23 protein-coding genes are annotated in these 25,746 nt (G+C 55.2%); 13 read left to right on the top strand and 10 right to left on the bottom strand.

All coding sequences use genetic code 11. The annotated features are described in order from the left end of the window. The first annotated feature begins 14 nt into the window (after positions 1-14). From flhF to ACFFLD_RS19760, 6 genes are all read left to right on the top strand, one after another. Positions 15-2,198: a flagellar biosynthesis protein FlhF gene (gene flhF / locus ACFFLD_RS19785; protein WP_386043314.1), complete on the top strand. Its 2,184-nt coding sequence runs from the start codon at positions 15-17 to the stop codon at positions 2,196-2,198. Continuing rightward, entirely contained in the window at positions 2,195-2,746 is a 552-nt protein-coding gene (locus ACFFLD_RS19780) for a hypothetical protein (protein WP_386043312.1), read from the top strand. Before flhF ends, ACFFLD_RS19780 begins: the two co-directional genes overlap by 4 nt. A gap of 61 nt (positions 2,747-2,807) precedes the next feature. Continuing rightward, the gene (locus ACFFLD_RS19775; RefSeq protein ID WP_386043310.1) at positions 2,808-3,179 is read left to right on the top strand and encodes a flagellar protein FlhE; all 372 of its coding nucleotides are present in this window, start codon (positions 2,808-2,810) and stop codon (positions 3,177-3,179) included. A gap of 26 nt (positions 3,180-3,205) precedes the next feature. Beyond that, positions 3,206-3,907, top strand: coding sequence for an RNA polymerase sigma factor FliA (locus ACFFLD_RS19770; RefSeq protein WP_386043308.1), 702 nt, complete (start codon positions 3,206-3,208; stop codon positions 3,905-3,907). 37 nt (positions 3,908-3,944) lie between these two features. Beyond that, positions 3,945-4,766, top strand: coding sequence for a motility protein A (locus ACFFLD_RS19765; protein ID WP_386043306.1), 822 nt, complete (start codon positions 3,945-3,947; stop codon positions 4,764-4,766). Between the two features lie 5 nt (positions 4,767-4,771). Next, a complete protein-coding gene (locus ACFFLD_RS19760; RefSeq protein WP_386043304.1) occupies positions 4,772-5,443 on the top strand; it encodes an OmpA/MotB family protein in 672 nt (223 codons plus the stop codon). Positions 5,444-5,506: 63 nt separating this feature from the next. Here ACFFLD_RS19760 and ACFFLD_RS19755 read toward each other — a convergent pair whose 3' ends face one another. After that, a complete protein-coding gene (locus ACFFLD_RS19755; RefSeq protein WP_386043302.1) occupies positions 5,507-6,097 on the bottom strand; it encodes a hypothetical protein in 591 nt (196 codons plus the stop codon). 196 nt (positions 6,098-6,293) lie between these two features. On the opposite strand from ACFFLD_RS19755, the gene ACFFLD_RS19750 reads away from it, so the two are divergent. Continuing rightward, positions 6,294-8,405 carry an adenosylcobalamin-dependent ribonucleoside-diphosphate reductase gene (locus ACFFLD_RS19750; RefSeq protein ID WP_386043300.1) on the top strand — a complete coding sequence of 704 codons (2,112 nt, stop codon included), beginning with the start codon at positions 6,294-6,296 and terminating at the stop codon, positions 8,403-8,405. 73 nt (positions 8,406-8,478) lie between these two features. Further along, positions 8,479-9,273 carry a ribonucleoside-diphosphate reductase gene (locus tag ACFFLD_RS19745; protein ID WP_386043298.1) on the top strand — a complete coding sequence of 265 codons (795 nt, stop codon included), beginning with the start codon at positions 8,479-8,481 and terminating at the stop codon, positions 9,271-9,273. A 105-nt stretch (positions 9,274-9,378) separates the two neighbouring features. Here the strand turns inward: ACFFLD_RS19745 and ACFFLD_RS19740 are convergent, their stop codons facing one another. Next, on the bottom strand, positions 9,379-10,122 hold the full coding sequence (locus tag ACFFLD_RS19740) for a Crp/Fnr family transcriptional regulator (RefSeq protein WP_386043296.1): 744 nt from the start codon (positions 10,120-10,122) through the stop codon (positions 9,379-9,381). Positions 10,123-10,301: 179 nt separating this feature from the next. Further along, positions 10,302-13,139 carry an excinuclease ABC subunit UvrA gene (gene uvrA, locus ACFFLD_RS19735; protein ID WP_386043294.1) on the bottom strand — a complete coding sequence of 946 codons (2,838 nt, stop codon included), beginning with the start codon at positions 13,137-13,139 and terminating at the stop codon, positions 10,302-10,304. A 205-nt stretch (positions 13,140-13,344) separates the two neighbouring features. Between uvrA and ACFFLD_RS19730 the strand changes: the two genes are divergently transcribed. The 4 genes from ACFFLD_RS19730 to ACFFLD_RS19715 all read left to right on the top strand — a co-directional run bounded on the left by ACFFLD_RS19730 (position 13,345) and on the right by ACFFLD_RS19715 (position 17,087). Continuing rightward, a complete protein-coding gene (locus tag ACFFLD_RS19730; protein WP_386043292.1) occupies positions 13,345-14,724 on the top strand; it encodes an MFS transporter in 1,380 nt (459 codons plus the stop codon). Positions 14,725-14,828: 104 nt separating this feature from the next. Continuing rightward, entirely contained in the window at positions 14,829-15,410 is a 582-nt protein-coding gene (locus tag ACFFLD_RS19725) for a single-stranded DNA-binding protein (protein ID WP_386043290.1), read from the top strand. 52 nt (positions 15,411-15,462) lie between these two features. Continuing rightward, positions 15,463-16,353 carry a sugar nucleotide-binding protein gene (locus tag ACFFLD_RS19720; RefSeq protein ID WP_386043288.1) on the top strand — a complete coding sequence of 297 codons (891 nt, stop codon included), beginning with the start codon at positions 15,463-15,465 and terminating at the stop codon, positions 16,351-16,353. Beyond that, positions 16,350-17,087: a lysophospholipid acyltransferase family protein gene (locus ACFFLD_RS19715; RefSeq protein ID WP_386043286.1), complete on the top strand. Its 738-nt coding sequence runs from the start codon at positions 16,350-16,352 to the stop codon at positions 17,085-17,087. Before ACFFLD_RS19720 ends, ACFFLD_RS19715 begins: the two co-directional genes overlap by 4 nt. A gap of 102 nt (positions 17,088-17,189) precedes the next feature. Here the strand turns inward: ACFFLD_RS19715 and fabB are convergent, their stop codons facing one another. Together fabB and fabA are read right to left on the bottom strand one after the other, a co-directional pair. Further along, a complete protein-coding gene (gene fabB / locus ACFFLD_RS19710) occupies positions 17,190-18,407 on the bottom strand; it encodes a beta-ketoacyl-ACP synthase I (protein WP_386043284.1) in 1,218 nt (405 codons plus the stop codon). Between the two features lie 13 nt (positions 18,408-18,420). Further along, positions 18,421-18,936, bottom strand: coding sequence for a 3-hydroxyacyl-[acyl-carrier-protein] dehydratase FabA (gene fabA, locus ACFFLD_RS19705; protein WP_008959204.1), 516 nt, complete (start codon positions 18,934-18,936; stop codon positions 18,421-18,423). A gap of 283 nt (positions 18,937-19,219) precedes the next feature. Between fabA and ACFFLD_RS19700 the strand changes: the two genes are divergently transcribed. Next, positions 19,220-21,061: a putative bifunctional diguanylate cyclase/phosphodiesterase gene (locus ACFFLD_RS19700; RefSeq protein ID WP_386043282.1), complete on the top strand. Its 1,842-nt coding sequence runs from the start codon at positions 19,220-19,222 to the stop codon at positions 21,059-21,061. Positions 21,062-21,074: 13 nt separating this feature from the next. Here ACFFLD_RS19700 and ACFFLD_RS19695 read toward each other — a convergent pair whose 3' ends face one another. From ACFFLD_RS19695 to ACFFLD_RS19675, 5 genes are read right to left on the bottom strand one after another with little or no spacing between them, the layout of a single operon-like run. Then, complete coding sequence (locus ACFFLD_RS19695; RefSeq protein ID WP_386043280.1) at positions 21,075-21,566, bottom strand: DUF2878 domain-containing protein; 492 nt, start codon at positions 21,564-21,566, stop codon at positions 21,075-21,077. Beyond that, positions 21,566-22,831, bottom strand: a complete 1,266-nt coding sequence (locus ACFFLD_RS19690) for a class I SAM-dependent methyltransferase (protein ID WP_386043278.1) — start codon at positions 22,829-22,831, stop codon at positions 21,566-21,568. Before ACFFLD_RS19690 ends, ACFFLD_RS19695 begins: the two co-directional genes overlap by 1 nt. Then, positions 22,828-23,592 (bottom strand): DUF1365 domain-containing protein, encoded by a 765-nt coding sequence (locus ACFFLD_RS19685; protein ID WP_386043415.1) that lies wholly within the window; start codon positions 23,590-23,592, stop codon positions 22,828-22,830. Before ACFFLD_RS19685 ends, ACFFLD_RS19690 begins: the two co-directional genes overlap by 4 nt. Beyond that, a complete protein-coding gene (locus ACFFLD_RS19680; protein ID WP_386043276.1) occupies positions 23,589-24,950 on the bottom strand; it encodes an NAD(P)/FAD-dependent oxidoreductase in 1,362 nt (453 codons plus the stop codon). Before ACFFLD_RS19680 ends, ACFFLD_RS19685 begins: the two co-directional genes overlap by 4 nt. Further along, positions 24,947-25,732: an SDR family NAD(P)-dependent oxidoreductase gene (locus ACFFLD_RS19675; RefSeq protein ID WP_386043274.1), complete on the bottom strand. Its 786-nt coding sequence runs from the start codon at positions 25,730-25,732 to the stop codon at positions 24,947-24,949. Before ACFFLD_RS19675 ends, ACFFLD_RS19680 begins: the two co-directional genes overlap by 4 nt. Between the last annotated feature and the right edge of the window lie 14 nt (positions 25,733-25,746).

Genomic DNA, 25,746 nt, shown 5'->3' with positions numbered 1-25,746 from the left:
GGCATAGGTAAGTCATGAGCGTTAGACGTTTCGTGGGAGCCAATAGTCGTGATGTGATGCGCCAAGTGCGTGAAGCGCTCGGTGAAGATGCCCTGATTGTCGCCAATCGGCGTACGGAAGGGGGCGTTGAGATATTGGCCATGGCGGATGAAGCCATCGACCATTTTGAGCCTTCGCCAGAGCCGGTCACTCCCGAAGCACCGTTAGCTTCTCCGTTGCCAGACGCCATGCAGGCGATGAGTGATCGCTTACTACGTGAAATGCAGGATATGCGAGCGCTGCTGGCAAATAGCCATCCCGGCCATAGCGCTCAGGCATCCCCGCCAACCCCCACGGGCACTGCCGCACAGTTGCGCCAGCTACTTTGGAACGTCGGATTTGGTAGTGAGCTGGCCGATGAGCTGCTGATAGGGTTGCCTGAGTCGCTAGCCGTTATCAGCGCTGATAACGATGCGCCACTAGAGTGGCTACGCCAGCAGTTAATGGCACGCCTTTCGGTATTAAGCGACGAAGCCAGCTTTTTCGATCAGACCGGTATTGTCGCGTTGGTAGGCCCCACTGGCGTGGGCAAAACAACCACTACCGCTAAGCTGGCCGCTCGCTTTGTCATGCGTCACGGCACACGTCCCGTGGCCTTGGTCTCCACCGATAGTTTTCGTATTGGTGCTCACGAGCAGTTGCGTATTTACGCTCGCCTGCTGGATATCCCCATGTACGCGCTGGACGCGGAACAGCCTATTGATGATTTATTGGGGCGCTTGCAGGGTAAACAGTGGGTCATTATCGATACGGTAGGCATGAGCCAGCGTGATCAGCGAGTGATTGAACAAATCGCCCACCTTCAGGGAGGGCGTTCGCGGGTGCGTTTGGTGCTGCTGCTTAATGCCGCCAGCCAGCCGGAAACCTTAGAGGAAGTCGTACTTCGCTACCGTCAGGCGGCCCGTGCCGCGGGCGCCGAGTTAGATGATTGCATTATTACTAAACAGGATGAAGCGGGACGCCTCGCGCCGGTGTTGGATATTGTCATGCGCCACAATATGCGCGTGCTGTTTGGCTCCTATGGCCAACAAGTACCTGAAGATATGGCCATTGCCTCGCCTGCCTCGCTGGTCGATCAAGCGTTGAGCGCAGCGAAACCAGCCGGTAACCGTGATCAAGCGGTTGATGCACCGATGGAGATGCCGCGTTGGTCACGTGATGTGCTAGGACAAGGGCGTCGTTTGTCTTCTCTATTGATGCGACTGCGTCAACGTGTGACAGGGTTTGCGGCATTGGAGGAGGTATGGAATCTAGCTTCAATGCCGAACCGTGTTCAGGAAGAGCGCCTGGAGGCCCTGCTCGCCCAACTACCCGCGCCAAATACTGCCTTAGGAGTCGCCTGGGCAGCACGCCGCAATGAACGCGGCTGCGATTGGGCGATGCCCGATATCGGGCTGGATAGTAATGGTGCTTGGCTGGCGCTCCCCTGGTTACAGCATCGCCATGCGGCAGGGTGGCAACCTCGCCTCGCTGCGCTGACGAATACCATGGGAATTGCGGTACATTTATTGCCCTGCCTACCCGATGCCGATGCACTGACATGGCTGGAAGCTCAGCATTTGACCTGGGTCAGTCAAGTGTCCCCTAGTCATCGAGTACACTTTCACCATCAACGCCAAACGATGCGTCAGCTATTTAGTGACAGTATGCTGACGCATCATGTCGGCGTTCGTTTGCGTGGCCAATCCATGCAGCTATGGACGGCCTATGCCGAAGTTGAAGACGCCACTGGCGTTGCTCTCCTCGCCTGGTATGGAGAGGTGCGCGACCCGGAGAGTGCCAAAGTGGTGACGCGCCGTTATTGGCTAACGCCTGCTCGGTTAGGGTCAGAGGTGCTCTCTTTACTATTAACGCATCTACAAAGCGAAGGGTTGGCAGCGTTAACACGCCGCGCATGGCAGCAGTTAAAAGAGGCCGACAGCGGTGGTGTCAATGCAGAAGCGCGCCTGCTGATGGCCAGTGGTGTAGCGGCGGTCGCTGGGCACCTTGATGGGGTTGAGGATGACGAGGCGCAAACACTGCGAAAAGATCTGCTTAACCTACTAGGTACAAGCCGCCGCCGCCGCGATACCGCTATGCTTGATGCGTTGGTCTACGCCTTCATGGCACGCGATGCTATTCGTCAAATGGGCAGCGTTAGCCGAGAGGGTCTGGTGTGAGCAGTCAAGATCAAGCCGCAGGTCTACGTAAATGGGCGGATTTACAGCGCCAACAGCAGCAGGCCGACACCCTGACGGACGTCGCCGCGGCTGAACACGTCAGTGAACCAGCACCTCCCTTGTCCACGCCGACGGCGCCTGCCATACGGGTAGCCCCGAGGCCCCGCCTTCCGCTCGTGGTGGTCGGTCTCTCGGGCAGTCGGGCACAACAGGTAAGTAAGGTCAAAGCACGCCTGGGGCAGTGGGCTAGCCTAGGCCGCAGTTGGGCTGGCGACCCTGACGATTGGGACATTCATGTGGTGATGGCTGAGGCGCCGGATCTTGCTAAGTTTCGCGATGAGTACAGCCGCTGGGCGCTATGGGTGAATAGCGATGCGGGCGCTTTTGCCGACATGTATCGTACCCTGCGTATACTGCATGAACAGGGAGGCCCGCGTCGTTTACTGGCGCTACATGAGCCGCACTTGCCGCGCCAGGGATTACTCGATAACTTACGTGAAGCAGCCGATTACTACTTAAAGATGGAGTTGCTGGTGCTTGCACGATGAGTAAACTCCGCCGAGGGCATCAAGCATGCTAAGCTGGCCATTAAGCGTGATAGGAGGGCTGGTGCTAACCACGCTGCTGATGAGCAGCGCGCAGGCGGCCACCGGTAGTTGGAGTGCGCAGGTGCCTGGATTGATGGTGGCGATGAGTGACCGGGCTAGCGCCAGTCAACGCGTCTCCCCACCGGCAGCTGTCGACCTTTTGTCCGGACAGCTCGGGCGCATCCAGTGGCAGTTTCAACATCCTCCTGGGGCGTTGTTGAATGCTTGGTTGTGCCATCCTGAGCAGTGCGTTGCGTTAACAGGCATGCGTGGTTCTACCACGGCATTAGCGGGTCACACTGCCAATGCGCCATTATTTTTCCGTTTCGCTTTACGCCCAGGTCAGCGGCCTGTCCGTGTTCAGGGATTGCAGATGATTGTGAACTATCAGTGAAGGCTGTATAGCCGCGAGGCGAGAGTATGTACACAGCACAAGGCAGGATCAAACAGAATGAGCTGTTGACGCAATACATGCCGCTGGTGCGACGTCAGGCCTTGACGCTACAGGTCCGTTTACCAGCGAGCATTGAGCTCGATGATCTTATTCAAGCGGGCATGGTGGGGCTGCTGGAAGCACTTGGTCGTTTTGATGCCACCCAGGGCGCCACCTTTGCTACGTTTGCCAGCCAGCGCATTCGTGGTGCGATGATGGATGAGCTGCGTACCCGCGATTGGCTACCGCGTAGCGTTCGCCGATCAGCGAGGTCCGTCGACAACGCCGTTCGTCAACTCGAACAGCAGCTCGGCCGAGCGCCTGAAGAGAACGAAATTGCTGCCCACCTTGACATGCCGTTGAGTGAATATCAGCAGTTGCTTAACGATACTAACAGTGGTCAATTGCTGCCGTTCGAAGAGCTTGTGGCGGAAGGCGGGGAGCCTATCAATAGTGACGCGGGCAACTCCCCCTTCGAGCAGTTATTGAATGGCCAGCAGCGGCAAACGCTCATTGACGCGATTGAAGCGTTACCCGAGCGGGAAAAACTGCTAATGGCGCTGTATTACCAAGAAGAGCTCAACCTTAAAGAGGTCGGTGCAGTGCTGGGTGTGACCGAGTCACGCGTTTCGCAACTGCATAGCCAGGCGGTCAGTCGTTTGCGCGCCCGCTTACACGACTCGGCGTAACGCTTTTTACCCACTTGTGACCGGCAAGGAGCCGTGGATGAATCCTTCGACGCTGATAGGCATATTCGCCAGTATTCTATTGCTGGTCAGTGTGCTGTTCTTCACTGCAGAGTCCCCTGAGAGCTTTATCAATTTGCCGGGGCTCGCGATTGTAGTGACCGGCACGCTGGCGGCGACTTTCATCAGCTATCCGCTGAGGGAAGTGCTTCGCGTTGTACGCTTGGTAGGGCTGGTATTCCGACGCGAAAATACCTATATGCGTGACGATATCCGTGAGTTGGTGGATATGTCGCGGCTGTGGTTCAAGGGCGATGTGCGAGCCGTAGAGCGGGAGCTGGAGCATACCCGTAATCCGTTCTTGCGTACGGGTATTCAACTGGTAATTGCCAATACGAAGGAAGACGAAATTTTTGACATGCTACGGTGGCGCATCGCTCGGCTTAAAGCGCGTGAGCACGCTGAAGCGCAAATCTTTCGGACCATGGCCACCTACGCGCCGGCGTTCGGCATGATCGGTACCCTGGTGGGGCTGGTGAATATGCTGGAAGTCATGGATGCCGGCGACCTACAGGTCATTGGGCCGCGCATGGCGGTGGCGCTACTAACGACGTTTTACGGCATTTTACTCGCCAACCTGGTATTCAAGCCGGTGGCGGTAAAGCTGGAGCGCCGTACGGAAGAGCGTTTGATTACCATGAACATGGTACTGGAAGGCATCTCGCTGATCACCAAACGACGTCTACCATCGTTTATTGAAGAAACCCTTAACTCGTTCGTGGCTAACTATCACGATGAAATTCGTGATAACAACGTCAAGCCAAGACCCGATGCCTCGATTAGTTCGGCGGCGAAGGGATAGCGCTCATGCTTGACCGTGATACACGCCATGCGCTGGAAATACCGGTCTCTTCCGAGGATGGTGAAGACGGGTGGTTGACCAGTTACCTTGATGTATTGACGCTGTTGATCACCCTCTTTGTGCTGCTGCTGTCATTAACCCCGCCTGGCGGCGGTGACGCCGCGGAGACGGCTTTTATGCACACGGTAAGTACCGTGTCATCGCTGCCGCTGGTGACGCTAGCCACTGGAATTAAGCCCCGCCACGAAGGCTTACAGCCGCAGTTGGCAGGGCTTAATATTCCTGGCGTCAGCGTTTCACAAGGGCGCGAAGGGGTTACCCTGCGCATTGATGACAGCCTACTGTTTTCTAGCGGTCAAGCCGTGCTGACACCCCAGGGGCGCGACGTGATCGAAGGTCTTATGGCAGTTCTGGCCAGTTTCGATGGCCAGATATCGGTGGAAGGTCATACCGACAGTGTGCCTATTTCGACCCGGCGGTTCCCCTCTAATTGGGAGCTGTCATCAGCACGCGCGATCGCTGTTGTACGTCATTTAGAGCGTCAAGGATTCGACGTTTCGCGTATGCGGGCCATTGGCTATGCCGATACTCAGCCCATGGAGCCAAACGCCACCGCGGCGGGACGAGCTGCTAATCGGCGCGTAGAACTGTTGCTTAGACAGCCATTCAAAGGGTGAGCCGATAGCATGGGCCTGACAATGGCCATGCCTATCCGTTATCTCCTATCCGTTATCTTCTTTTTAGCTGCCAACCCTGTTGCCTTGTTCACACTGCCCCAGCATACGGGTAATCGCCGCGTCGGCGCCTTGCAGGCTAAACGTCATATACCACGGCGCTTTTTGTGCTTGATCAAAGCCAATAAAGAGCTGCTCGCCCTGGCGCATATCCGCCAGCAGCGTTGCCCAATCGGTTAAGTAAAAGTGCGCATAAAAACCATCGTCGCCGCGCTCGGTAATAAATTCCGCCATGGTATCCACCACCGGCTTATCATCTATACGCAGTCGAGTAGGGACTAAATCCACCGTCCTGCTCTCGCCTTGCTGCTGTTCCAGAGTGACGCGCATTTCCAGCCAGGGTAAGTCGCACACCCCCGAGGTGGCATTCACGCTAAGCGTGGCGTCGGAGTAGCTATGATTCTCTACCGCACGGTAGTGTCGTTCATCACCCAGCGAGAGCGTCATTGATTGCCAATGATGATGGTTAGCCACGGCGTCGGTATTAAACGTGGCGGCAGAGGCTAATGGTGTAGCCAGCCATGGTGTCATCATGACCATGGCGAACGAGAGCGAGCAAAGACGCAGGGAGTGAGGAGTGGGCATCATCAAGGCCATATAACCAAAACCGCTAGCCTATCGTGTGTTGGCGGTTGGCAAAAGAGTAATACACTGATTTTCCTATATATAGTAGTGATATTATTAAAAATAACCCTATATAGTGTCTGGGCGCGTCTATACTTCACTCCGATGCTACGTATAATCAGTTCATTCGAGCGCTATATTCACCCCCGTTGTGAAGGAGTTTTGCAACATGAGTACCGCTGCCAAGGCTTTGAAGACCTCTAATGACGTCCCCATGCAGACTCCGTCGCGGGAAATATGGGATGCAAAGTACCGTCTAAAAGATCGTCATAGCCACCCCGTCGATCAGGATGTCGGGGCGACATTTGAGCGGGTGGCGCGGGCCCTGGCAGCGGTGGAAGGTAACAAGGCCGACGAGTGGTTACCCAAATTCCGGTGGGCACTGGAAAATGGCGCGATTCCGGCTGGCCGAATTCTTTCCAATGCGGGTGCTGACGCTTATAAACCCGCTGTGAGCCTGATTAACTGCACTGTCTCACGCACTATTCGTGATTCCATGCGCGATATTCTTGATTCAGTGGTCGATGCGGGAATGACGCTGAAATCGGGGGCAGGTATTGGTTACGACTTCTCCACGCTACGCCACAAAGGCGCGTTTGTATTCGGCGCGGGCGCAGGCACCAACGGCCCGCTCGCGTTTATGGATATCTACGACAAGATGTGTTTCACGGTGGCCTCTGCCGGTGGTCGTCGTGGTGCCCAGATGGGTACCTTTGACGTGGGCCACCCGGACGTGCGCGAATTTATCCAAGCGAAGCGGGAAGCAGGGCGGCTGCGTCAGTTTAATCTGTCGCTACTGATCACCGATGAGTTCATGGAGGCGGTCAAGAACAATAGCGACTGGCCGCTGGCCTTTCCGCTGCACCCCGGTGAGAAAGAGGATGTCAGTGCCGAAGACCTAATCTACCGTGACTGGCCAGTAGTGGAAGAGGGCTATACGGTCGACGCCGAAGGCCGAGTTGCTTGCCGCATCGTGGAAGTGATCAAGGCGCGTGAATTATGGGACACCATCATGTCTTCCACCTACGACTACGCTGAACCCGGCTTTATTTTGATTGATCAGGTCAATCGTATGAACAATAACTGGTTCTGCGAAGATATCCGCGCCACCAACCCCTGTGGTGAGCAGCCATTGCCGCCGGAAGGCGCGTGTCTGCTAGGTTCGGTTAACTTGACCAGGTTTGTGCTCGACCCCTTCGGCGACGAGCCGCGCTTTGATTGGGAGCGCTATCGCAAAGTCGTCGCTATTTTCACCCGCATGCTTGATAACGTCGTGGAGATTGCTGGCCTGCCGCTGCCTCAGCAGCAGCGTGAAATCGAAGCCAAGCGGCGTCACGGCATGGGGTTTTTGGGGTTAGGATCGACGCTGACAATGCTTAAAATCCCCTACGGCTCCAAGCAGTCGCTGGTTTTTACCGACGAGGTCAGCCGTCAGTTGGCAATGGAAGGCTGGAAGCAGGCGCTGGAGCTCTCGCAAGAAAAAGGCATGGCACCGGTGCTGGCGCAGGAGCACACCATTACTCCCAAAATGCTGCGAGAGCGCCCCCAGCTAGCTAAAGATGGCTACGAAGTGGGTGATCAGGTGCCGGGGCGTATTCTGCACGCCCGTTACAGCCAGTACATGGCTCAGGTGGCCGAGCTTGATCCCGAACTGGTGGCGCAACTCGCCGAGCACGGGGCGCGCTTTACTCATCACAGCTCGATTGCGCCGACCGGCACGATCAGCCTGTCGATGGGTAACAACGCCTCTAACGGCATTGAGCCTTCGTTCTCGCATCGCTATTTCCGCAATATTATTCAGGCAGGCAAGAAGACGAAAGAACAGGTCGAGGTCGTCTCGTTTGAGCTGGCGGCCTATCGCCATTTTATAGCGCCTGACGCGGTTGAAAGCGATCTGCCCGATTACTTCGTTACTGCTGATGCCGTCTCACCTGAACAACATGTCGCCGTTCAAGCGGCGGCTCAGCGCTGGGTTGATTCGGCGATCTCGAAAACGGTCAATGTGCCCACCGAGTTTCCTTTTGAGCAGTTTCAAGACCTCTACTTGCAGGCTTATGAAAGCCGCTTGAAGGGCTGCACGACCTTCCGCTTTAATCCTGAAGCGTTTCAGGGGGTACTGGTGCGTGAGGACGATCTTAAAAACACCACCTATGTATTTGAGCTGGAAAATGGTGAAACCCTCGAGCTGACCGGCGATGAGAAGGTGGTTTACGACGGCGAAGAGCATAACGCTGCCAATCTGTTTGATGGCTTAAAAGAAGGCACCTACGGCAAATGGTGATGCCGCGCATAGCGCCACCTATTCACTAACGCACACTATTTGCTAAATGGATGCTAAACGGAGAGAACTCCCCATGGCTGTTGAAATTACCTCCAAAATTGTCGGCTATCGTATCAAACAGCAGGAGCCAGCGGCGCCCGCGCCTGAGCTTCAGGAAGATAATCCGCTAACGGTGAGGATTCCGTCACGTCCCGAAGGCACGTTGGAGGCGGTATCAGAAAAGATCTCGTACGTAGGCGCGGAAGGGCGCAAGAAGGTCTATCTACTGGTGTCATTCATGCCGGTGGAGGGCGTTATCGGAGGCAAACGCGTGGTGATAGAGCGTCCGGTGGAGTTCTTCTTCCCGTCAGGCCAGCTCTCTAGCGAACACCAATGGATTACCGCCACCATGCGCAGTCTGTCGCTGGCAGCACGGGGTGGTTACGCCACCCAGGCGGTGGCCGATTTGCGCAAAGTGGCTTGGGACAAAGGCTTGGTACGCTGTGGTATGAATCGCTGGAACAAGCCCATGTTCCACGATTCGGAAGTTGCCGCGATTGCCTGGTCTATTCAGCAGATTCTGTATCGTCGTGGCTTCCTGGATCGGGATGGAAACCAAGTGCCGGTCGAGCAGTTGGTGGAACGTTATGCTCACCGGATGACCCATGGTCATGCGTGGCAGCCAGATACAGAAGAAGATGCCTCTGAGGCCCCGGGTGATAATGGAACAGTAGAACCGGTGGGTAGCGACAAGGCAGCGACGGAAAAAAAGCCTGATGGCAGTGGGCTCACTATCGTGGGTAACTGCCCAGAATGCCGCGGCGAGTTGATCATGATGGATGGCTGTCCCACTTGCTACGCTGGCTGTGGCTGGTCGAAATGTGGCTAGTCGATGTGACTAGCCACAGCCTAGCTATATCCGGGCAAGAAACTACCCGCTACTTTCGTCTCTTCCTCACAGAGGTGCTTAATCCTCTGGGCACATCCACGGTGGTTATGCGGAATTTTCCAGCAATGGACGTACGCTGTCGTTGAGATAACAGTCATCGAACCCACCTTCTTCGCATAGCAGTGCAAGATCAGGAATGGTTAGGTGGTGGCGATCGCGAAATACCAGTTCATCTTCGCTTAGTGCGGTAAAGGTTCGGCTGACGTGTACAGGGCTGAGGCCCAGCACATCAGCCAACTGCTCTTGAGAGAGCGGCAGACGGAATTGGTTGCTAATGTCTGGGTTGGTTTGCCGCAGCCTCAAGTACATCTCATACAGGAAGTGCGCCATTTTCTGCCGGGCGGTACGTCGCGCCAGGGTCACCAGACGCTCGGTCAGCAGTGCCTGTTGTCGGCTGCCGATGGCAAACATGACCGAGGTAAGCGTGAGCGAATTACGGAAAAGGTTCAGCATTCGCTTATGGGGAAAATGGCAGACCACCCCATCATCAATCATGCGTACGTTCTCAAGTCGCTCAGAAAAAGCAAACTCGCGAAGGCCGATGATATCACCCGGCAAAAACACTTCTAGTATTTGCCGGTCACCGTTTTCCAGGTGCCGATAAGAGTAGGCCCAGCCGCTTTTCAGGGTACAAAATTCATTGGCCGGATCCCCCATTTCCCACAGCAATGAACCCGCTTTTATGTCGGTTGGACTTTGCTCAAGCGTGGTCAGTAGCTGTTTTTCATCCTCAGTTAACGAACAGTAATGGCTGAAGTGCTTAATAATGCAGCTTTGGGTTTGGCTCACCGTGCTTTCTCCAAGAACATTGCTTAACAAATATCAACTAATATTGCTAATTACCGTAAGCAATTCAATAGCATACTCAGATTGCTAGCGATCTTCTGCAAGTAATATTATCGATAATGGTAGACACGAACGCGGCCACTTACCGATCGCCAGTGTCACCCTGTTAACCATCGTAACGCTTAGGCCCGTTTATGCCTTGACAACAGAGGCCCTAAAAAGCGCCCCGTATGCGAGACGTCTTGTTTAACGACCTGCTCAGGCGTGCCTTCAGCAATGATTTGCCCGCCGCCGGATCCCCCTTCAGGCCCCAGATCGACAATCCAGTCGGCCGTCTTAATAACATCCAGATTGTGCTCAATCACCACAATGGTATTGCCGTGATCACGCAGACGGTGGAGCACCGTCAGCAGCTGGCGAATATCCTCAAAATGTAAACCGGTCGTCGGCTCATCCAGAATATACAGCGTCTTGCCGGTATCGCGCTTGGCCAATTCACGCGCCAGCTTGACCCGTTGCGCTTCCCCCCCTGACAGAGTGGTGGCGCTCTGGCCCAGTCGAATATAGGAAAGACCCACATCGAGCAGCGTTTGCAAGCGGCGCGCGATGGCCGGTACCGGACTGAAAAATTCCAGTGCGTCCTCCACTGTCATGGTCAGCACTTCGTGGATGGTTTTACCTTTGTAATGAATATCCAGCGTTTCACGGTTGTAGCGCTTACCTTTACACACATCGCAGGGCACATAGATATCCGGCAGAAAATGCATCTCTACCTTGATCATGCCTTCGCCCTGACACGCCTCGCAGCGACCACCTTTAACGTTAAAGCTGAAACGGCCAGGCTTGTAGCCGCGTGAACGTGCTTCCTGGGTGCCCGCGAACAGCTCACGAATCGGGGTGAAAATGCCCGTGTAGGTGGCCGGGTTAGAGCGCGGCGTACGACCAATCGGGCTCTGATCAATATCGATCACTTTATCGAGTTGATCCAGCCCTTCAATTTTTTGATAAGGAGCGGGGGTTAGCGTGGTCGCACGATTGAGTTCCCGGGCCGCAATCGGCATCAGAGTACCGTTAATCAACGTTGATTTACCTGACCCAGAGACGCCAGTAATGGCGATAAACAGCCCCAATGGCAACGTCAGGGTTACGTCCTGTAGGTTGTTGCCTGTCGCGCCACGAACCACCAACTGCTTGTCGGGGTTGCCGGGAATACGATAGGGCGGTACGGCAATTTCCCGTGTGCCGGATAAATATTGCCCGGTCAGTGAATCGGGATTGTCCATGACATCCTGAGGGGTGCCCTGGGCAACAATTTCGCCACCGTGAACACCCGCCCCAGGGCCAATATCCAGTACATGATCGGCGGCGCGGATGGCGTCTTCGTCGTGCTCAACCACAATAACCGTATTGCCCAAGTCGCGCAGTCGTTCGAGCGTTTTCAGCAATCGGTCATTATCGCGCTGGTGAAGGCCGATCGATGGCTCATCCAGGATATACATAACCCCGACCAACCCCGCACCAATCTGGCTGGCCAAACGAATACGCTGGGCCTCACCGCCGGAAAGGGTGTCGGCACTACGTTCAAGATTGAGATAGTCCAATCCAACGTTGACCAAAAACTCCAACCTTGCGTGGATTTCATGAACGATCTTATCGGCGATCTCGCCTTTACGCCCAGGCAGGCTCAACGCCGCAAAGTAACGCCAGGCATCACCAATCGGGAAGCGTACGATGTCGGCGATATTGTGGTCGTCCACATAAACGTGGCGAGACTCTCTACGCAGTCGCGAGCCATTACAGGTCGTGCAGGGCTGAACGGCAATGTATTTCGCTAAATCATCGCGAACCATGTTGGATTCCGTTTCGCGATAACGGCGCTGCATATTGGGCAGCACCCCCTCGAAGGCATGCTCACGGGTAACTTTGCGGCCCCGGTCACCCACGTAGGAAAACGGGATCTGTTCGTCGCCACTGCCGTTTAAGATAACCTCCCGCTCGTGGCGGGCAAGCTCATGCCAAGGTGTTTCCAGCTCAAAGCGATAGTGCTTGGCTAGCGCCTGCAGTTGGGTAAAGTAGTAAATATTGCGTCGATCCCAGCCTTTGATCACGCCCTCGGCCAGCGATAGCTCGGGATGACTGATCAGCTTTTCAGGGTCGAAGTACTGCTGTACGCCCAGCCCGTCACAGGTAGGGCAAGCCCCCGCCGGATTGTTGAACGAGAACATGCGTGGCTCAAGCTCAGCCAGCGAGTAACCGCATACTGGGCAGGCGAAGCGTGACGAGAAGGCCATGTCTTCGCGCTCGCCATCCATAAAGTGAATCATGGCGGTGCCGTCAGCAAGGTTCAGCGCCGTTTCGAACGATTCTGCCAGGCGTTGAGCCAAGTCTTCGCGCACTTTGAAGCGGTCAACCACGACGCTAATATCGTGTTTCTTACGTTTATCCAGTGGTGCGATATCGTCCAGTTCCAGGACTTGGCCATCAATTAACGCACGCACAAATCCTTGAGCACGTAGCTCTGCCAATAGCTGCAGGTGCTCACCTTTGCGTCCTTTCACCACCGGCGCCAGCAGCATGAGCTTGGTGCCTTCGGCAAGATTCATGACCTGATCGACCATCTGGGAAATCGTCTGGGCTTCCAGGTCTTCGCCATGTTCTGGGCAACGGGGCGTTCCTGCGCGAGCAAACAGCAGGCGCAGATAGTCATAAATTTCGGTGATGGTGCCCACGGTCGAGCGTGGGTTGTGGGAAGTGGACTTCTGCTCAATGGAAATCGCGGGTGAAAGCCCTTCGATGTGGTCCACATCGGGCTTTTCCATCATGGATAAGAACTGGCGGGCATACGTGGAGAGCGATTCCACGTAGCGGCGCTGGCCTTCGGCGTACAGCGTATCGAACGCCAACGATGATTTACCCGATCCCGACAAGCCAGTAATCACAATAAGCTTGTTGCGGGGCAGTTCCACATCGATCTGCTTGAGGTTGTGGGTGCGGGCACCCCTGACCAGAATGCTGTCCATCAACACCTCGAATCGCGCGGCAAAAGCGTGATTATACGTTTGTCAGACCCCTCCCGGCAAAACAGTGTTAATAACCTGCGTCAACTAGGGACGTTTCCAGCGTGGGTTCAAACCGCTAGAATGGACGTTTATCTCAAGCCGTTAGGCTTGGTGACCAGACGCTTATCCACTCCAATATTTATTTTTTGTTATACACAAGGGCATTATGCGCAAGGTTTCCGCACTATTGCTGGCCTCTGAACGTCGTGCTATCAGCGGTTTGGCTGGGCTTTATGCATCTCGTATGCTGGGTCTATTTATGGTGCTGCCGGTGTTGGCGCTGTATGCCGACAAACTGGAAGGTGCCACACCGTTACTGATAGGCGTGGCGTTAGGCATTTATGGCTTGTCCCAGGCAACGCTGCAAATCCCGTTTGGCTTGCTGTCTGATCGCATCGGCCGTAAACGGGTAATCGCCATGGGGCTGATCATTTTTGCCCTTGGCAGTGTGGTGGCGGCGCTCTCTGACACGATCCTTGGAGTGATCGCTGGTCGCGCATTGCAGGGCGGCGGCGCCGTGGCGGCAGCTATAATGGCGCTGCTGGCAGATCAAACCCGCGAGGAAATTCGCACCGCCGCCATGGCGACTATAGGGCTCTCTATTGGCGTGTCGTTTGCAATTGCCATGGTGCTCGGCCCCTGGCTTGCCGCCTGGGCGGGGCTGTCGGGAGTGTTTTGGTTTACCGCGGTGCTGACGCTGGTAGGGCTGCTGGTGCTGTGGCGTTGGGTGCCGGCAGCGCCTCGGCGTCGGCAACACCGTGATGTGGGCATGGATCGACAGCAGTTTAAAAGCGTGATCACCCGCGCTGATTTATGGCGACTGGATCTGTCGATTTTTGCGCTGCATCTCGTGTTAATGGCGATATTTGTGGCGGTCCCTTTTCGCCTGCTCAACACGGGAATCGCTATTGAGTATCATGGGCTGGCATATCTTGGCATTATGGCGCTATCGTTTGTCGCTATGGTGCCATTGATTATCCTGGCAGAGAAGCAACAGCGCATGCGGTTAATGTGCCTTCTGGCCATTGGCGCTATTGTCGTGAGCTTAACGGGGTTGGGCCTGCCGCTATCATCAGGCTATTGGCTGTTTGTATGGCTATTGTTGTTCTTTACCGGCTTTAATTTACTGGAAGCCACGCTACCTTCCATGCTCAGTAAGCTTGCCCCCGCTGGCGCTAAGGGCACCGCGATGGGAGTATACTCGACTAGCCAGTTTTTAGGCGCTTTCTTGGGCGGAACATTAGGCGGTTTGCTGGCCCATTATGGGGGGCTCAACGCGGTCTTTGTTGGTTGCGCTGTGCTGGCGCTTGGCTGGTTGATCGTTATGTGGAAAATGCCTTCGCCGCCGCCACTTTCCAGTGAAGTCGTTGCGTTGGACGACGCCCAGGTAGATGCACTTGACCTACTCATGGAGCGCTTAGCCGAGGTGGTCGGCGTGGAAGATGTCATGGCGGTGCCGGAAGAGCGTTTAGTCTATTTGAAGGTCAACCGTCAACAACTCGACCAGGCAGCGTTAACTAAGCTGATGACACCGCCCAAATCCTAGCGTAGCCAGCTATTAACTAACGTCGTTATATATTCACTTAACCGAGCTGCCCTATGGCTCAGCTTGCCACTAATTCTACATGATACCCAGTAAAGGAGCGCCTTATGGCTCGCGGCATTAACAAGGTCATTTTGATTGGTAACCTCGGTCAGGACCCAGAGGTGCGTTTTACCCCAAGCGGCACTGCGGTGGCTAATTTAAACTTAGCTACTACCGATACCTGGATGGATCGCCAAAGCGGCCAGCGCCAAGAGCGCACCGAATGGCACCGTGTAGTAATGTTCAATAAAACCGCTGAAATCGCCCAGCAGTACCTAAAGAAAGGCGCCAAAGTCTACATTGAGGGTCGTCTGCAAACCCGCAAATGGCAGGATCAAAACGGTCAGGATCGTTATTCGACAGAAATCGTCGCCAACGATATGCAAATGCTTGACGGACGTAGCGGCGATTTCCAGGGCGGCGGTGCGCCGCAAAATAATTATCCCCAGCAGGCGCCAGCACAAAATAGCGCTGCTCAGCAAAACCAAGGCGGCGGTTATCCCCAGCAGGGCTCACAACAGCCGCGCCCAGCGCAGCCAGCCCCTCAGCAGGCGCCACCAAATCAGCAGAACAATAACAATAACAATAGCTATGGTGCCCCTGATCCGGGTAACTTTGACGACTTTGACGACGAGATTCCGTTCTGATCATGCCGTTTGCCATGCAGTGCCGGCCGGGACGTGATAAGGAGAGATGGTTTTGAAGCTGCTGATATTGGATGCCGGGCACTGCTTGAGCCTGGCCCTGGTCAGGGAAGCGAGCCGTCGCGCCGATACAGAATTGGTGATCGAGCAAGGCTCGACCATTACGTCGGCGCGCCTTGAAGCAATCGCGCCGGATGCTGTGGTTATCCCGCCGCTAGCGCAGCCGTTGATCATGGCGCCAGCGGACGTAACGGCCCATGCAGATGCGGTAGATGCCTGCTTAACCGCCTGTCAATCACTTGGCGTGGCATTAGTGTGGTGCGTGTCTGATCAACTCTACGAAGATGGGTTGGACGTGCCGATTGATGAACACGTGGTGCCTGCGCCGCGCGATGAAAGCTTGCGGCGTTTGGTTCAAACCGGTGATCGTATTCGCGCCGAGTTCAAACATCATTTAATCGTTCGTTTGGGGCCCCTGTTCGCATTGGAAGGCAGTCATGCTTGGTTGAATGAAATTATCGATAATTTAGTGCTCGGCCAGGTAGTGCGCGCCGCGGAAGATGTCATTTGTTGCCCTACGTCAGCCGATGCGGTGGCGATGGCGCTAATTGGCATGCTGCAGCAGCAGGCCAGTGGTGCTAACGCCTGGGGGGCTTATCACCTCGCAGGCACTGAACCCGTCAGCGCCTTTACCTTTACCTCGATGGTGCGAACCCAGCTTCAGACGCATCTTGAAGGCCGTGGTGAGCAGATAACGCTGAGTGAGGTACAGCCCCTCAAGCATCACCATGATGCCAAGCTACGTCGAGTATTAAACTGCCGCCGTGTTCTGGATGTCTTTGGTGTTCATCAAAAACCCTGGCGGTTAGAGGTAGGACGCATGTTGGATACGTGGTGTTTAAGTCGTGAGGCTGAGCGTGTCAGCGATACAGGAGCATCGGCTTGATAAACGTGGTACGCAGCTTGGTTTTTTATGCTGGCTACTTTTTTGCCATGCTAATGATCGGCATCCTATTCTTACCTATTGCGCCGTTTCTTCCGCTGGCGGGCCGCTATCGCTTGCTCAATTTGTATAACTACTTTTTGATGGTGTGGTTCCGTATCGCATGCGGTGTGCGCTATGACATTCAAGGGCGTGAAAACCTGCCGAGCGGCCCCTGTGTCATTCAGGCGAATCATCAATGTGAATGGGAAACCGTGTTTCTGCAGGTGATGAAGCCGCCGGTATGTACGGTGCTTAAGCGCGAATTGCTGCGCCTACCGATTTTTGGCTGGGGCTTACGTCTGCTACGCCCGATTAGCCTTGATCGCTCCAAGCCAGCCCGAGCGATGAAGCAAGTGCTCACTCAGGGCGTAGAAAGGCTCGGTACCGGTTTGTCGGTGCTTATTTTTCCGGAGGGAACGCGAGTAGATCCGGGGCAGCGTAAGCGCTATAACAAAAGCGGCAGTGTGGTGGCGTGTCGCGCGGGGGTGCCGGTTTTGCCAGTGGCGCACAATGCCGGTGAGCGTTGGCCAGGGCGCTATTGGGTTAAGCGGCCTGGCGTGCTGCGTGTGCGCATTGGTCCACCGATTGAAACAGCGGATCGAATGCCAGATGAGGTGCTTGCTGATGTGGAGGCGTGGATCGAAGCGCAGCTACAGGAGATTTCCGACGTGCCGCGGCCTACCTCGCGCGCATAACGTTCAAGTAGCGTTCAAGTAGCGTTCAAGTAGCGTTCAAGCTCTATTGACTAACCAAAACGGCGCCCTTGGGCGCCGTTTTTGTCACTGATCGCTTACGCGTTAATCATTGTAGCGCTGGAAGACTAAGCAGGCGTTAGTGCCGCCAAAGCCGAAACTATTCGATAACGCACGCTCTATCGTTACGTCATCACGGCGTTGGGTGACAATATCGAAGCCATCGGCTTGGTCATCCAAATCCGTGACGTTCGCTGACGCGGCGACGAAGTTGTGTTTCATCATCAACAGCGAATAGATTGCTTCCTGCACGCCGGTAGCCCCCAAAGAGTGGCCGGTGAGCGATTTGGTAGAACTCATCGCTGGCGTCGTATTGCCAAACACTTCACGGATCGCTTTTAGCTCAGCCACATCGCCCACTGGTGTGGACGTGCCGTGGGTATTGATATAGTCAATGGCGCCATCGACGGTTGCCATCGCTTGATGCATACAGCGCATAGCGCCTTCACCCGATGGGGCGACCATATCATGGCCATCGGAGGTGGCTCCGTAACCTACCAGCTCGCCGTAGATTTTAGCGCCACGCGCTTTCGCATGCTCAAACTCTTCCAATACCAGCATGCCGCCACCGCCAGCAATGACGAAGCCGTCACGGGTTTTGTCATAAGGGCGCGAGGCCTGCTCAGGGGTATCGTTATAATGGGTAGACAACGCCCCCATGGCATCAAACAGGCAAGACAGCGTCCAGTGTTCTTCTTCACCGCCGCCAGCAAACACAATATCCTGCTTATTGAGCTGGATTTGCTCCATCGCGCTACCGATGCAGTGCGCCGACGTTGCACAGGCAGAGGAGATCGAGTAATTGACGCCTTTGATTTTGAACGGTGTGGCAAGGCACGCAGAGACGGTGCTGCCCATCGTGCGTGTCACGCGATAAGGGCCTACGCGACGCAGACCTTTATCACGCAGTACGTCGGCGGCTTCAACCTGATTGGCGCTAGACGCACCGCCTGAACCGGCAATCAGGCCAGTACGTTCGTTGGACACCTGCGCTTCGCTAAGCCCAGCATCTTCAATAGCCTGAGCCATGGAAATATAGGCATAGGCCGCTGCATCGCCCATAAACCGGCGAAGCTTACGATCGATGAGTGCGTCAAGATCAATATCGACGCTACCCGCCACATGGCTACGAAAGCCAAGCTCGGCGTACTCTTCCTTAAAACGAATACCGCTACGCCCCGTTTTGAGCGCGTCCAGGACCTGTCGTTGGTCGTTGCCAAGGCAGGATACGATGCCAAGGCCGGTGACTACCACTCGTCGCATGGGAGCCTCCTGTTTAGAAATTCGCAGTGGAGGTAAATAGGCCAACGCGCAAATCATTAGCCTGATAAATGTCCCGTCCGTCGACGGATACCGTACCGTCGGCGATGCCCAATATAAGGCGGCGGGTAATAATACGCTTAATATTAATACTATAGGTTACTTTTTGAGCATCAGGCAGAATCTGTCCGCTGAACTTGACCTCACCACAGCCAAGCGCACGGCCACGGCCTGGATGGCCCAGCCAGCCCAGATAGAACCCTACCAGCTGCCACATAGCGTCTAATCCTAAGCAGCCAGGCATGACCGGATCACCAGGAAAGTGGCAGTCAAAAAACCATAAATTAGAGCTGATATCCAGCTCGGCGATCAATTCGCCCTTGCCATGTTCACCGCCTTCCTCGTGAATATGCTTGATGCGATCAAGCATCAGCATGTTAGGAGCCGGGAGCTGAGCATTACCTGGGCCGAAAAGCTCGCCGCGTGAGCAGGCCAGCAGTTCTTCGCGATCAAAGGAGTGTTGCTTGGTCACTGAATCGTTCCGAATATCAAATTGGTTGTTGAGCTAGTCTACTTCCCGAAACCGCTGAATGCACGCAACTGACCATTTATCGCCATTATCTAAAGAATTTAGTGCGTTGGCCGATAGCAATATCATGAGTGATTTGGTTCACCAACTGACAATTATGCATAATAAAAGCACCGTACGCAGTTATAGAGCATGTCCAACTTTTTCATTAAGTGGCATGATCAGCATGGTTTCTCACACGGATGTTATATCGACGTTAATTTTCCATAGGACCTAACGAACCGCCATGTTGCCTACTGTTTCCCTCAATCGACCGTTTGTTTGGATTGCGCTGACGGCACTTCCTGCCTGCATTTGGATACCTGACGTAACGCTACGCTTAGTGGCTGCCATGCTGGTCGCACTGGGGCTATGGGACTGCTCGAATCAGATCCGCCAACAGAAGCTACGCTTACAGTTGACACAACATGCGCTAGGGCTCACCAGCGATGCCATGGTGATCACCGATGCACAGAATCGTGTGAAGGTGGTTAATCCGGCGTTTACCGAAATTACCGGTTACTCAAGCCAGGAAATAGAAGGGCTGAAGCTGGAAACGTTGTCGGCACCCCGCCACGATAAAGCCTTCTATCAAGCCTTTTGGAGTATGTTGGAAAGTACTGGCCGTTGGGAAGGCGAGCTGTGGAACCGTCGCAAGCATGGCGATGAATATCCCGAGTGGCTAAAAGTACGCGCGATCAAAGACAAGCGCGGTAAGCTCACCCATTTTGTTCATTTGTTTACCGATATTTCGGCACAAAAAGCGCGTGAGCGTGATTTGCGTCGTATCGGCTACGAAGATCCCCTGACAGGACTGCCCAACCGTCGTCGTCTTCATGATTTACTTGCCACCCGGCTACGCCACATACGTGCAGGCGAGAGCCTGGATATGGCGCTGGTCGATATTGATGGGCTGAAATCGGTCAATGATAGCCTGGGTGTTGAGCAGGGCGACCGTCTGCTAGCGAGGTTTGCTCAGCGGCTAACCAGCTATGTGGCGGGGGGGATCGTCGGACGCCTGGGCGGCGACGAGTTTATGGTCATACGAACCACTACCTTCGATGATCACGATGTATGGGTGGAAGCCCTGCGCGAGCACATGTGTCGGCCGTTTGAAATCAACGATCAATCGTTACGCTTGGGACTGACCATCGGCAGCTGTCGAGCGCCTGAAGATGGCACTGACTCAGGCGTGCTCTTTCAACGCTTAGAGTCAGCGCTTTATAGTGCTAAACGATTAGGACGTAACCTTAGCCAACGGTTTCGCCCGGCCCTCGATAAGCAGGATAACCCTCAACTAGCGCTGGTGAGTGATTTGCGGGCCGCGCTTATTTCCGGCGATCAGTTAGAGCTACATTATCAAACCCAGCACGACCCCAGTAATGGCGAGCTGGTAGGAATGGAAGCGCTATTGCGTTGGCGGCATCCGCGTGACGGCATGGTCTCCCCTGGAGACTTCATACCACTGGCTGAACGGCATGGGTTAATGAGCCAACTAGGCGCCTGGGTGATTGAAAAGGCTTGCGCCCAGCAGGCCCACTGGCGTAATAGCTCCATGCCTAAACTCACTATTTGGGTCAATATTTCAGCGCTACAGCTGTTTCAGGGGGACTTGGAAACCCAGTTGGCAACTTGCCTCAAGCGCTATCAGCTCAACCCTTCGCAAATTGGACTGGAGCTGACCGAATCGGTGCTTCTGGACGAGCGTGCCGGCGATATGGGGCCACGCCTGCAAGCATTGCGGGACCAAGGTTTTGCCATTGCCATTGATGATTTTGGGACAGGCTATTCGTCGCTTGGCTATTTGAAGCGTTTGCCGGTTGATAAAATTAAACTTGATCGTGCGTTTATTAAAGAGTTGCCACACGATCAAGCGGACGCCTCTATTGTTCAGGCGGTGCTGGCAATGGCAAAAGGTCTTGGCATGGGGGTGGTGGCAGAAGGGGTAGAAACCAAAGAGCAGTGCCGGTTTCTGGTAAACGCTGGCTGCACGGCAGTGCAGGGCTTTTATTTTGCTCGGCCGCTATCGGCTGCTGACTTGGAAAAACATCTGGCATCATCAGCACCCGTCGTTCCCAGTGCTTCTTAAGTTTTGTAATGGCTTAGATTTTGTAGCGGCTGATACCTAAACATAACGCTGCCCAGACCAGGGCGTGGACCGGAAGTAGCCAAGATGCCAGGCTCACCTCACCCAGGAGTGCGCCGCCATAATAAGAGAGCGGGCCGCCAATAGCGCCGCACAGCGCCGCAAGTAATGGATAGCGCCACAGCCAGGCGAGTGAGTGATAAACCAGCGTGGCAAACAGCGGCCATAGCATCCATAGCCAAAGCGGTAAAAGCCCCATTACCAATGGCTGGTCGTTGAAATCAAACCCGCCTAGCCGATGCAAGCTGCCATCAATGAGCAATCCCAGCAGGGTAAACACGAGGATAAAGCGAGTCTCGCCGGGCCGCGCATGGCGTGACCAGTGCCACCCCAGCAGACCCGCGCCCGCCACAGCAGCCACGACCGAGCCACCCAAGACACATAACAGCCAGCCAGCCTCAAAACGCAGCGCGTTAAAAAGCAATCGCTGCCAGTGGCGGGCGATCACTATAGCGCGCCTGTCAGGGGAAGGGGCTTGGCTCCAGGCTTCGCCAACAGTAGATGGCAGGTGCCGATCGAGCGCTCAATAAACCCACCCTCGCAATAGCATAAATAGTAGCGCCACATGCGAATAAAGCGCTCGTCATAGCCCATTTGGCGGACCTGTTCCAAGCTTGCTTCAAAACGGTGCCGCCATTCGCGCAGCGTGCGAGCGTAGTGCTGGCCGATTTCATCAAGCGCAACCACATTCAAGGATGTCTTGCGCATCACGCTGCTTAGCATGGCGTGATGCGAAGGCAGAAAGCCGCCGGGGAAGATGTAGCGCTTGATAAAATCCATATCGCGCTTGGCATCTTCAAAACGCTGATCACGAATCGTGATGGCTTGCAGCATTGCCTGCCCATCGTCGGTCAAGAGACTATCGAGCTTGTTAAGATAGGTATCGAGATATTGATGGCCTACCGCCTCGATCATTTCGACTGAAATCAATCGATCGTAACGCCCGGTTAATTCTCGATAATCCTGGTTGAGCAGGGTAATCCTATCCTCTAGTCCCTCTTCTTTGATGCGTTTTGCGGTATGGGCGTGCTGTTCGTTGGAGATAGTCGTGGTAGTGACACGGCAACCTCGCGTTTTTGCAGCATGTATGGCCAGCCCACCCCAGCCGGTCCCAATTTCCAATAAATGATGCTCTGGCTGTACGTCGAGCTTTTCAAGCATAAGATCAAGCTTGTAGGTAGACGCTTCCTCCAGGCTGGCTTCCGGGTAAGGAAACACCGCGCTGGAATACATCCAATGATGACGATCCAGGAAAACTGAAAAAAGCTCATTGCCGATATCATAGTGGGCTGAAATATTGCGTTTGGACCCAGTGAGGCTGTTGCGCTGAAAGCGGTAGGCGGCACTCAACAACCACCGGGTGAGCCGCGCGCTACCATTTTCCATCTTACTGTTCACCTGCTCCAGATTAGCGGCGAACAGGCGTACCAGGGCAACCAGATCGTCGGCATCCCAGTCTTCGTCCATATACGACTCGGCCGCACCCACGGTGCCGCCGAAGGCCAGTCGTTTCCAGGCGCGTGAGTGGCGGATAACCACCGTCACCTGTAAGGGGCCCGGTTGGCCTAAATGGTGGCATTGATTGCCTTCGATCAGCGTAATGCGCCCGCCTGTAAAGGTATCCAACTGAGCCAATAGACGTGGCTTAAGCCACCTGGTTAAGCGGTCTTGTGCCACCGGGACCGATGGGGGCGTGGAACGCAGGGTCGTCATTTTGAAGTCTCCTTGCCCTTGGGATGGTTATAAACGGGAACGCGCTTAAGCCACAGGCGTAGCGCTTCAAAATGAATACCGGCAATGGTGATCAGGCTCATCCATGGTTGGCGTGCCAAGGTGTTGATCAGTACACCGCGGGTCGCGGGTGAGGCGTCGAGGGTGAGCGTGGCATCAAAGTGACGCTGCTGATCGCGCCAGTTTTCCATATGCAGCAACAGCCTCTCGCCGGGCGCGTTAAATTTCCAGCGGTAGCTCATGTCCATAGGGTTAAAGGGCGATACATGAAGCGCTTTTTCGAAATGGGCCTGATGGCTGTGCCGGGCAGGATCCACCGCGCTGGCGTAGCGAATGCGCTCACGCCAGGGCGTGTTGGTGACTTCGCTAAGTACTGCCGCTAGTCGCCCTAGGTGATCATAGGCGTAATAAACGGAAATGGGGTTGAACAGGCCGCCCAGCAGGCGCAATTGGGTCAACACGAAAATACGTCCGTTGGGCGCGCTGCCCAACTGGCGGATGAGCTCTTCACGTACGGCGGTTTTCAGTGGTCGGTCTACCGGGCCCAGATAATCTTCACGGCGAAAGCGTGCTAATGCAGGCCGACGGGCACTAAAGCCGGGTACTTTGTCGAATAGCTCGGGCAGTTCATCCAGGTCCAGCCATGCCATCCACACCCGATAGCTGAACACGTGGTGTTTGGGCGTAAAACGCCGGTGGCGTAGCGTGCCACGATAAATACGCGAGCGTGGTATTGCCATTATCCCACGTCCTCGACGCCTTGCGGTGCTAACTCATGGGCAGGCAGCATAGAGGGCTCGCTGGGGGGAGGCACCGCTTCGTCACAGCCTAATGCACGGGCGACCCGCAGAGCGCTCCATACACCGTCTTCATGGAAGCCGTTACGCCAGTAAGCGCCGCAAAAATGCGTACGCCGATCCAATAACGAAATATCGGCATGACGTGCCTGTGCCGCCTGACCTGCCAGGGTGAACTGCGGGTGGGCATAGCGATAGCGACCAAGAATGCAGCGCGGGTCAATGCTGTCAGTGTCGTTGAGAGTGACGCAAAAAGTCGTGTCGCTCTCAAGTTGCTGCAGGATATTCATGGCGTAGGTAACCGACACGCGCGCATCGTCGCCACGCTGATCGAGGCGATAGTTCCAACTCGCCCAGGCACGCTTGCGGCGTGGCAGTAACGACGTATCGGTATGCAGTACGACGTCATTTTCCTGGTACGGCATGCTGCCAAGGATCTCTTTCTCGGCACTGCTGGGGTCGCCCAGCATGGCCAGCGCCTGATCGGCATGGCAGGCCAGTACCACCTGGTCAAAGCGCTGGCTGCCGGAAGCGGTGGTAATCGTCACCCCAGTGCTCTCGCGGGTAATCCGCATGACCGGTGTATTGAGGTGAATGCGCGAGGCATAGGGTGCCGTTAAGCGTGGGATATAGCTTTTTGAACCGCCCACCAAGGTGTGCCACTGGGGGCGATGGTTGACCGATAGTAGGCCATGATTGCTAAAAAAACGCACAAAAAACGCCAGTGGAAAAGCGCGTAAATCGCTGATGCTGGCGGACCAAATAGCGGCCCCCATGGGCAGCAAATAGCGTTGCTGAAAGGCCTGGTTGTAATGGTGTTGATCAAGGTAGGCGCCCAACGTCATATCTTTCGGCAACTGGCCGCTCTCTAGCGCTTGAGTGGCCTGCTTGTTAAAGCGCAGTATGTCGCTCAGCAGTCGATAAAAAGAGGGCTTTAGCAGGTTACTTCGTTGTGCAAACAGCGATCCCAATGTATGTCCGTTATATTCGAAATCGCGTGCTGTTTCATGCACAGAGAAGCTCATTTCAGTCGGCTGGTACGCTACGCCCAGGGTTTCAAGCAAGCGCTGGAAGTGCGGATATGTCCAGTCGTTAAACACAATAAAGCCGGTATCAATGGCGTATGACCGACCCTCTACCTCCACATCCATGGTGGCGGTATGGCCTCCCAGGCGCGCATCTGCTTCGAACAGCGTTACCTCGTGGTGGGCCGATAGATACCAGCCTGCGGCCATGCCACTGATCCCGCTGCCAATAATGGCAATACGTTGTGAGGCCATCGTGCTGGCAGGCGTAGTGCTCATGACGACTCCTTTTGAGCGCGCGTCATGCGCAGGCCAATTTGACGGCGCAGGGCGGGAGGCAGAATTCCCAGCAATTTGACCAGATAGGTAAAGCGGCGAGGAAAGTGAATATCCAGCCGACCTTTTACTAGCCCGGCGATAATTGCGTCGGCCGCTTGATCAGCGGTGACCTGCATCGGCATGGGAAAGTCATTACGCTCGGTGAGCGGCGTTTTGACAAAGCCGGGGTGAATCAGACTGACATCAATCCCTTCCTGATCAAGATCTAGTCGCAGTGACTCCAAGAAGTAGCTTATCGCGGCTTTTGAGGCTCCGTAGGCTTCTGCCCGTGGCAGCGGTAGATAGGCAGAGGCGCTGGACGTCGCGGCCAAGCGTGCTGGCAACCCTTCTTGGCGTGCTGCGCGTAGTAAAGGAAGGGCGGCTTCAACACCGTATAGCGTGCCAAACAGGTTGGGGGTAAACACGCGCTCAACCAACGCCATGTCAAATTGCTGTGCGTTAAGGTATTCACAGGTACCCGCGTTAAATAGCGCCAAATCCAATGCGCCAAGGCATTCATGGATGGTCTCGCCCGCCTTGAGCACCGCCTGGCGGTCGCTAATATCGAGTGGGAGCGCGTGAGCATTAGGGTGACCGTGGCATAGCTTGTTCAATGCCTCAGCATTACGCGCACTCAGCATGACATGGTGGCCTTGGGCGATAAGTTTGCCTGCGAGCGCCTCTCCAATGCCGGAGGTGGCACCCGTCAACCATATGCGTTGGGGCGTTTTCCATGTGCTCATTAGATCTCTCCCAG

Origin of the sequence: Vreelandella sulfidaeris (assembly GCF_042429665.1) — a bacterium.
In the GTDB taxonomy this organism is placed as follows: Bacteria; Pseudomonadota; Gammaproteobacteria; order Pseudomonadales; family Halomonadaceae; genus Vreelandella.
The sequence above is the reverse complement of the archived record's forward strand: the minus strand, read 5'-3'. Positions and strand labels throughout refer to the sequence as shown.

Coding starts and splice junctions, on each gene's coding strand:
- uvrA (WP_386043294.1), bottom strand. CDS start 13,139: ATGGACAGCATTCTGGTCAGGGGTGCCCGCACCCACAACCTCAAGCAG.
- fabB (WP_386043284.1), bottom strand. CDS start 18,407: ATGCGACGAGTGGTAGTCACCGGCCTTGGCATCGTATCCTGCCTTGGC.
- ACFFLD_RS19700 (WP_386043282.1), top strand. CDS start 19,220: ATGTTGCCTACTGTTTCCCTCAATCGACCGTTTGTTTGGATTGCGCTG.
- ACFFLD_RS19690 (WP_386043278.1), bottom strand. CDS start 22,831: ATGACGACCCTGCGTTCCACGCCCCCATCGGTCCCGGTGGCACAAGAC.
- ACFFLD_RS19770 (WP_386043308.1), top strand. CDS start 3,206: ATGTACACAGCACAAGGCAGGATCAAACAGAATGAGCTGTTGACGCAA.
- ACFFLD_RS19725 (WP_386043290.1), top strand. CDS start 14,829: ATGGCTCGCGGCATTAACAAGGTCATTTTGATTGGTAACCTCGGTCAG.
- ACFFLD_RS19765 (WP_386043306.1), top strand. CDS start 3,945: ATGAATCCTTCGACGCTGATAGGCATATTCGCCAGTATTCTATTGCTG.
- ACFFLD_RS19760 (WP_386043304.1), top strand. CDS start 4,772: ATGCTTGACCGTGATACACGCCATGCGCTGGAAATACCGGTCTCTTCC.
- ACFFLD_RS19680 (WP_386043276.1), bottom strand. CDS start 24,950: ATGAGCACTACGCCTGCCAGCACGATGGCCTCACAACGTATTGCCATT.
- ACFFLD_RS19730 (WP_386043292.1), top strand. CDS start 13,345: ATGCGCAAGGTTTCCGCACTATTGCTGGCCTCTGAACGTCGTGCTATC.
- ACFFLD_RS19675 (WP_386043274.1), bottom strand. CDS start 25,732: ATGAGCACATGGAAAACGCCCCAACGCATATGGTTGACGGGTGCCACC.
- flhF (WP_386043314.1), top strand. CDS start 15: ATGAGCGTTAGACGTTTCGTGGGAGCCAATAGTCGTGATGTGATGCGC.
- ACFFLD_RS19745 (WP_386043298.1), top strand. CDS start 8,479: ATGGCTGTTGAAATTACCTCCAAAATTGTCGGCTATCGTATCAAACAG.
- ACFFLD_RS19755 (WP_386043302.1), bottom strand. CDS start 6,097: ATGGCCTTGATGATGCCCACTCCTCACTCCCTGCGTCTTTGCTCGCTC.
- ACFFLD_RS19750 (WP_386043300.1), top strand. CDS start 6,294: ATGAGTACCGCTGCCAAGGCTTTGAAGACCTCTAATGACGTCCCCATG.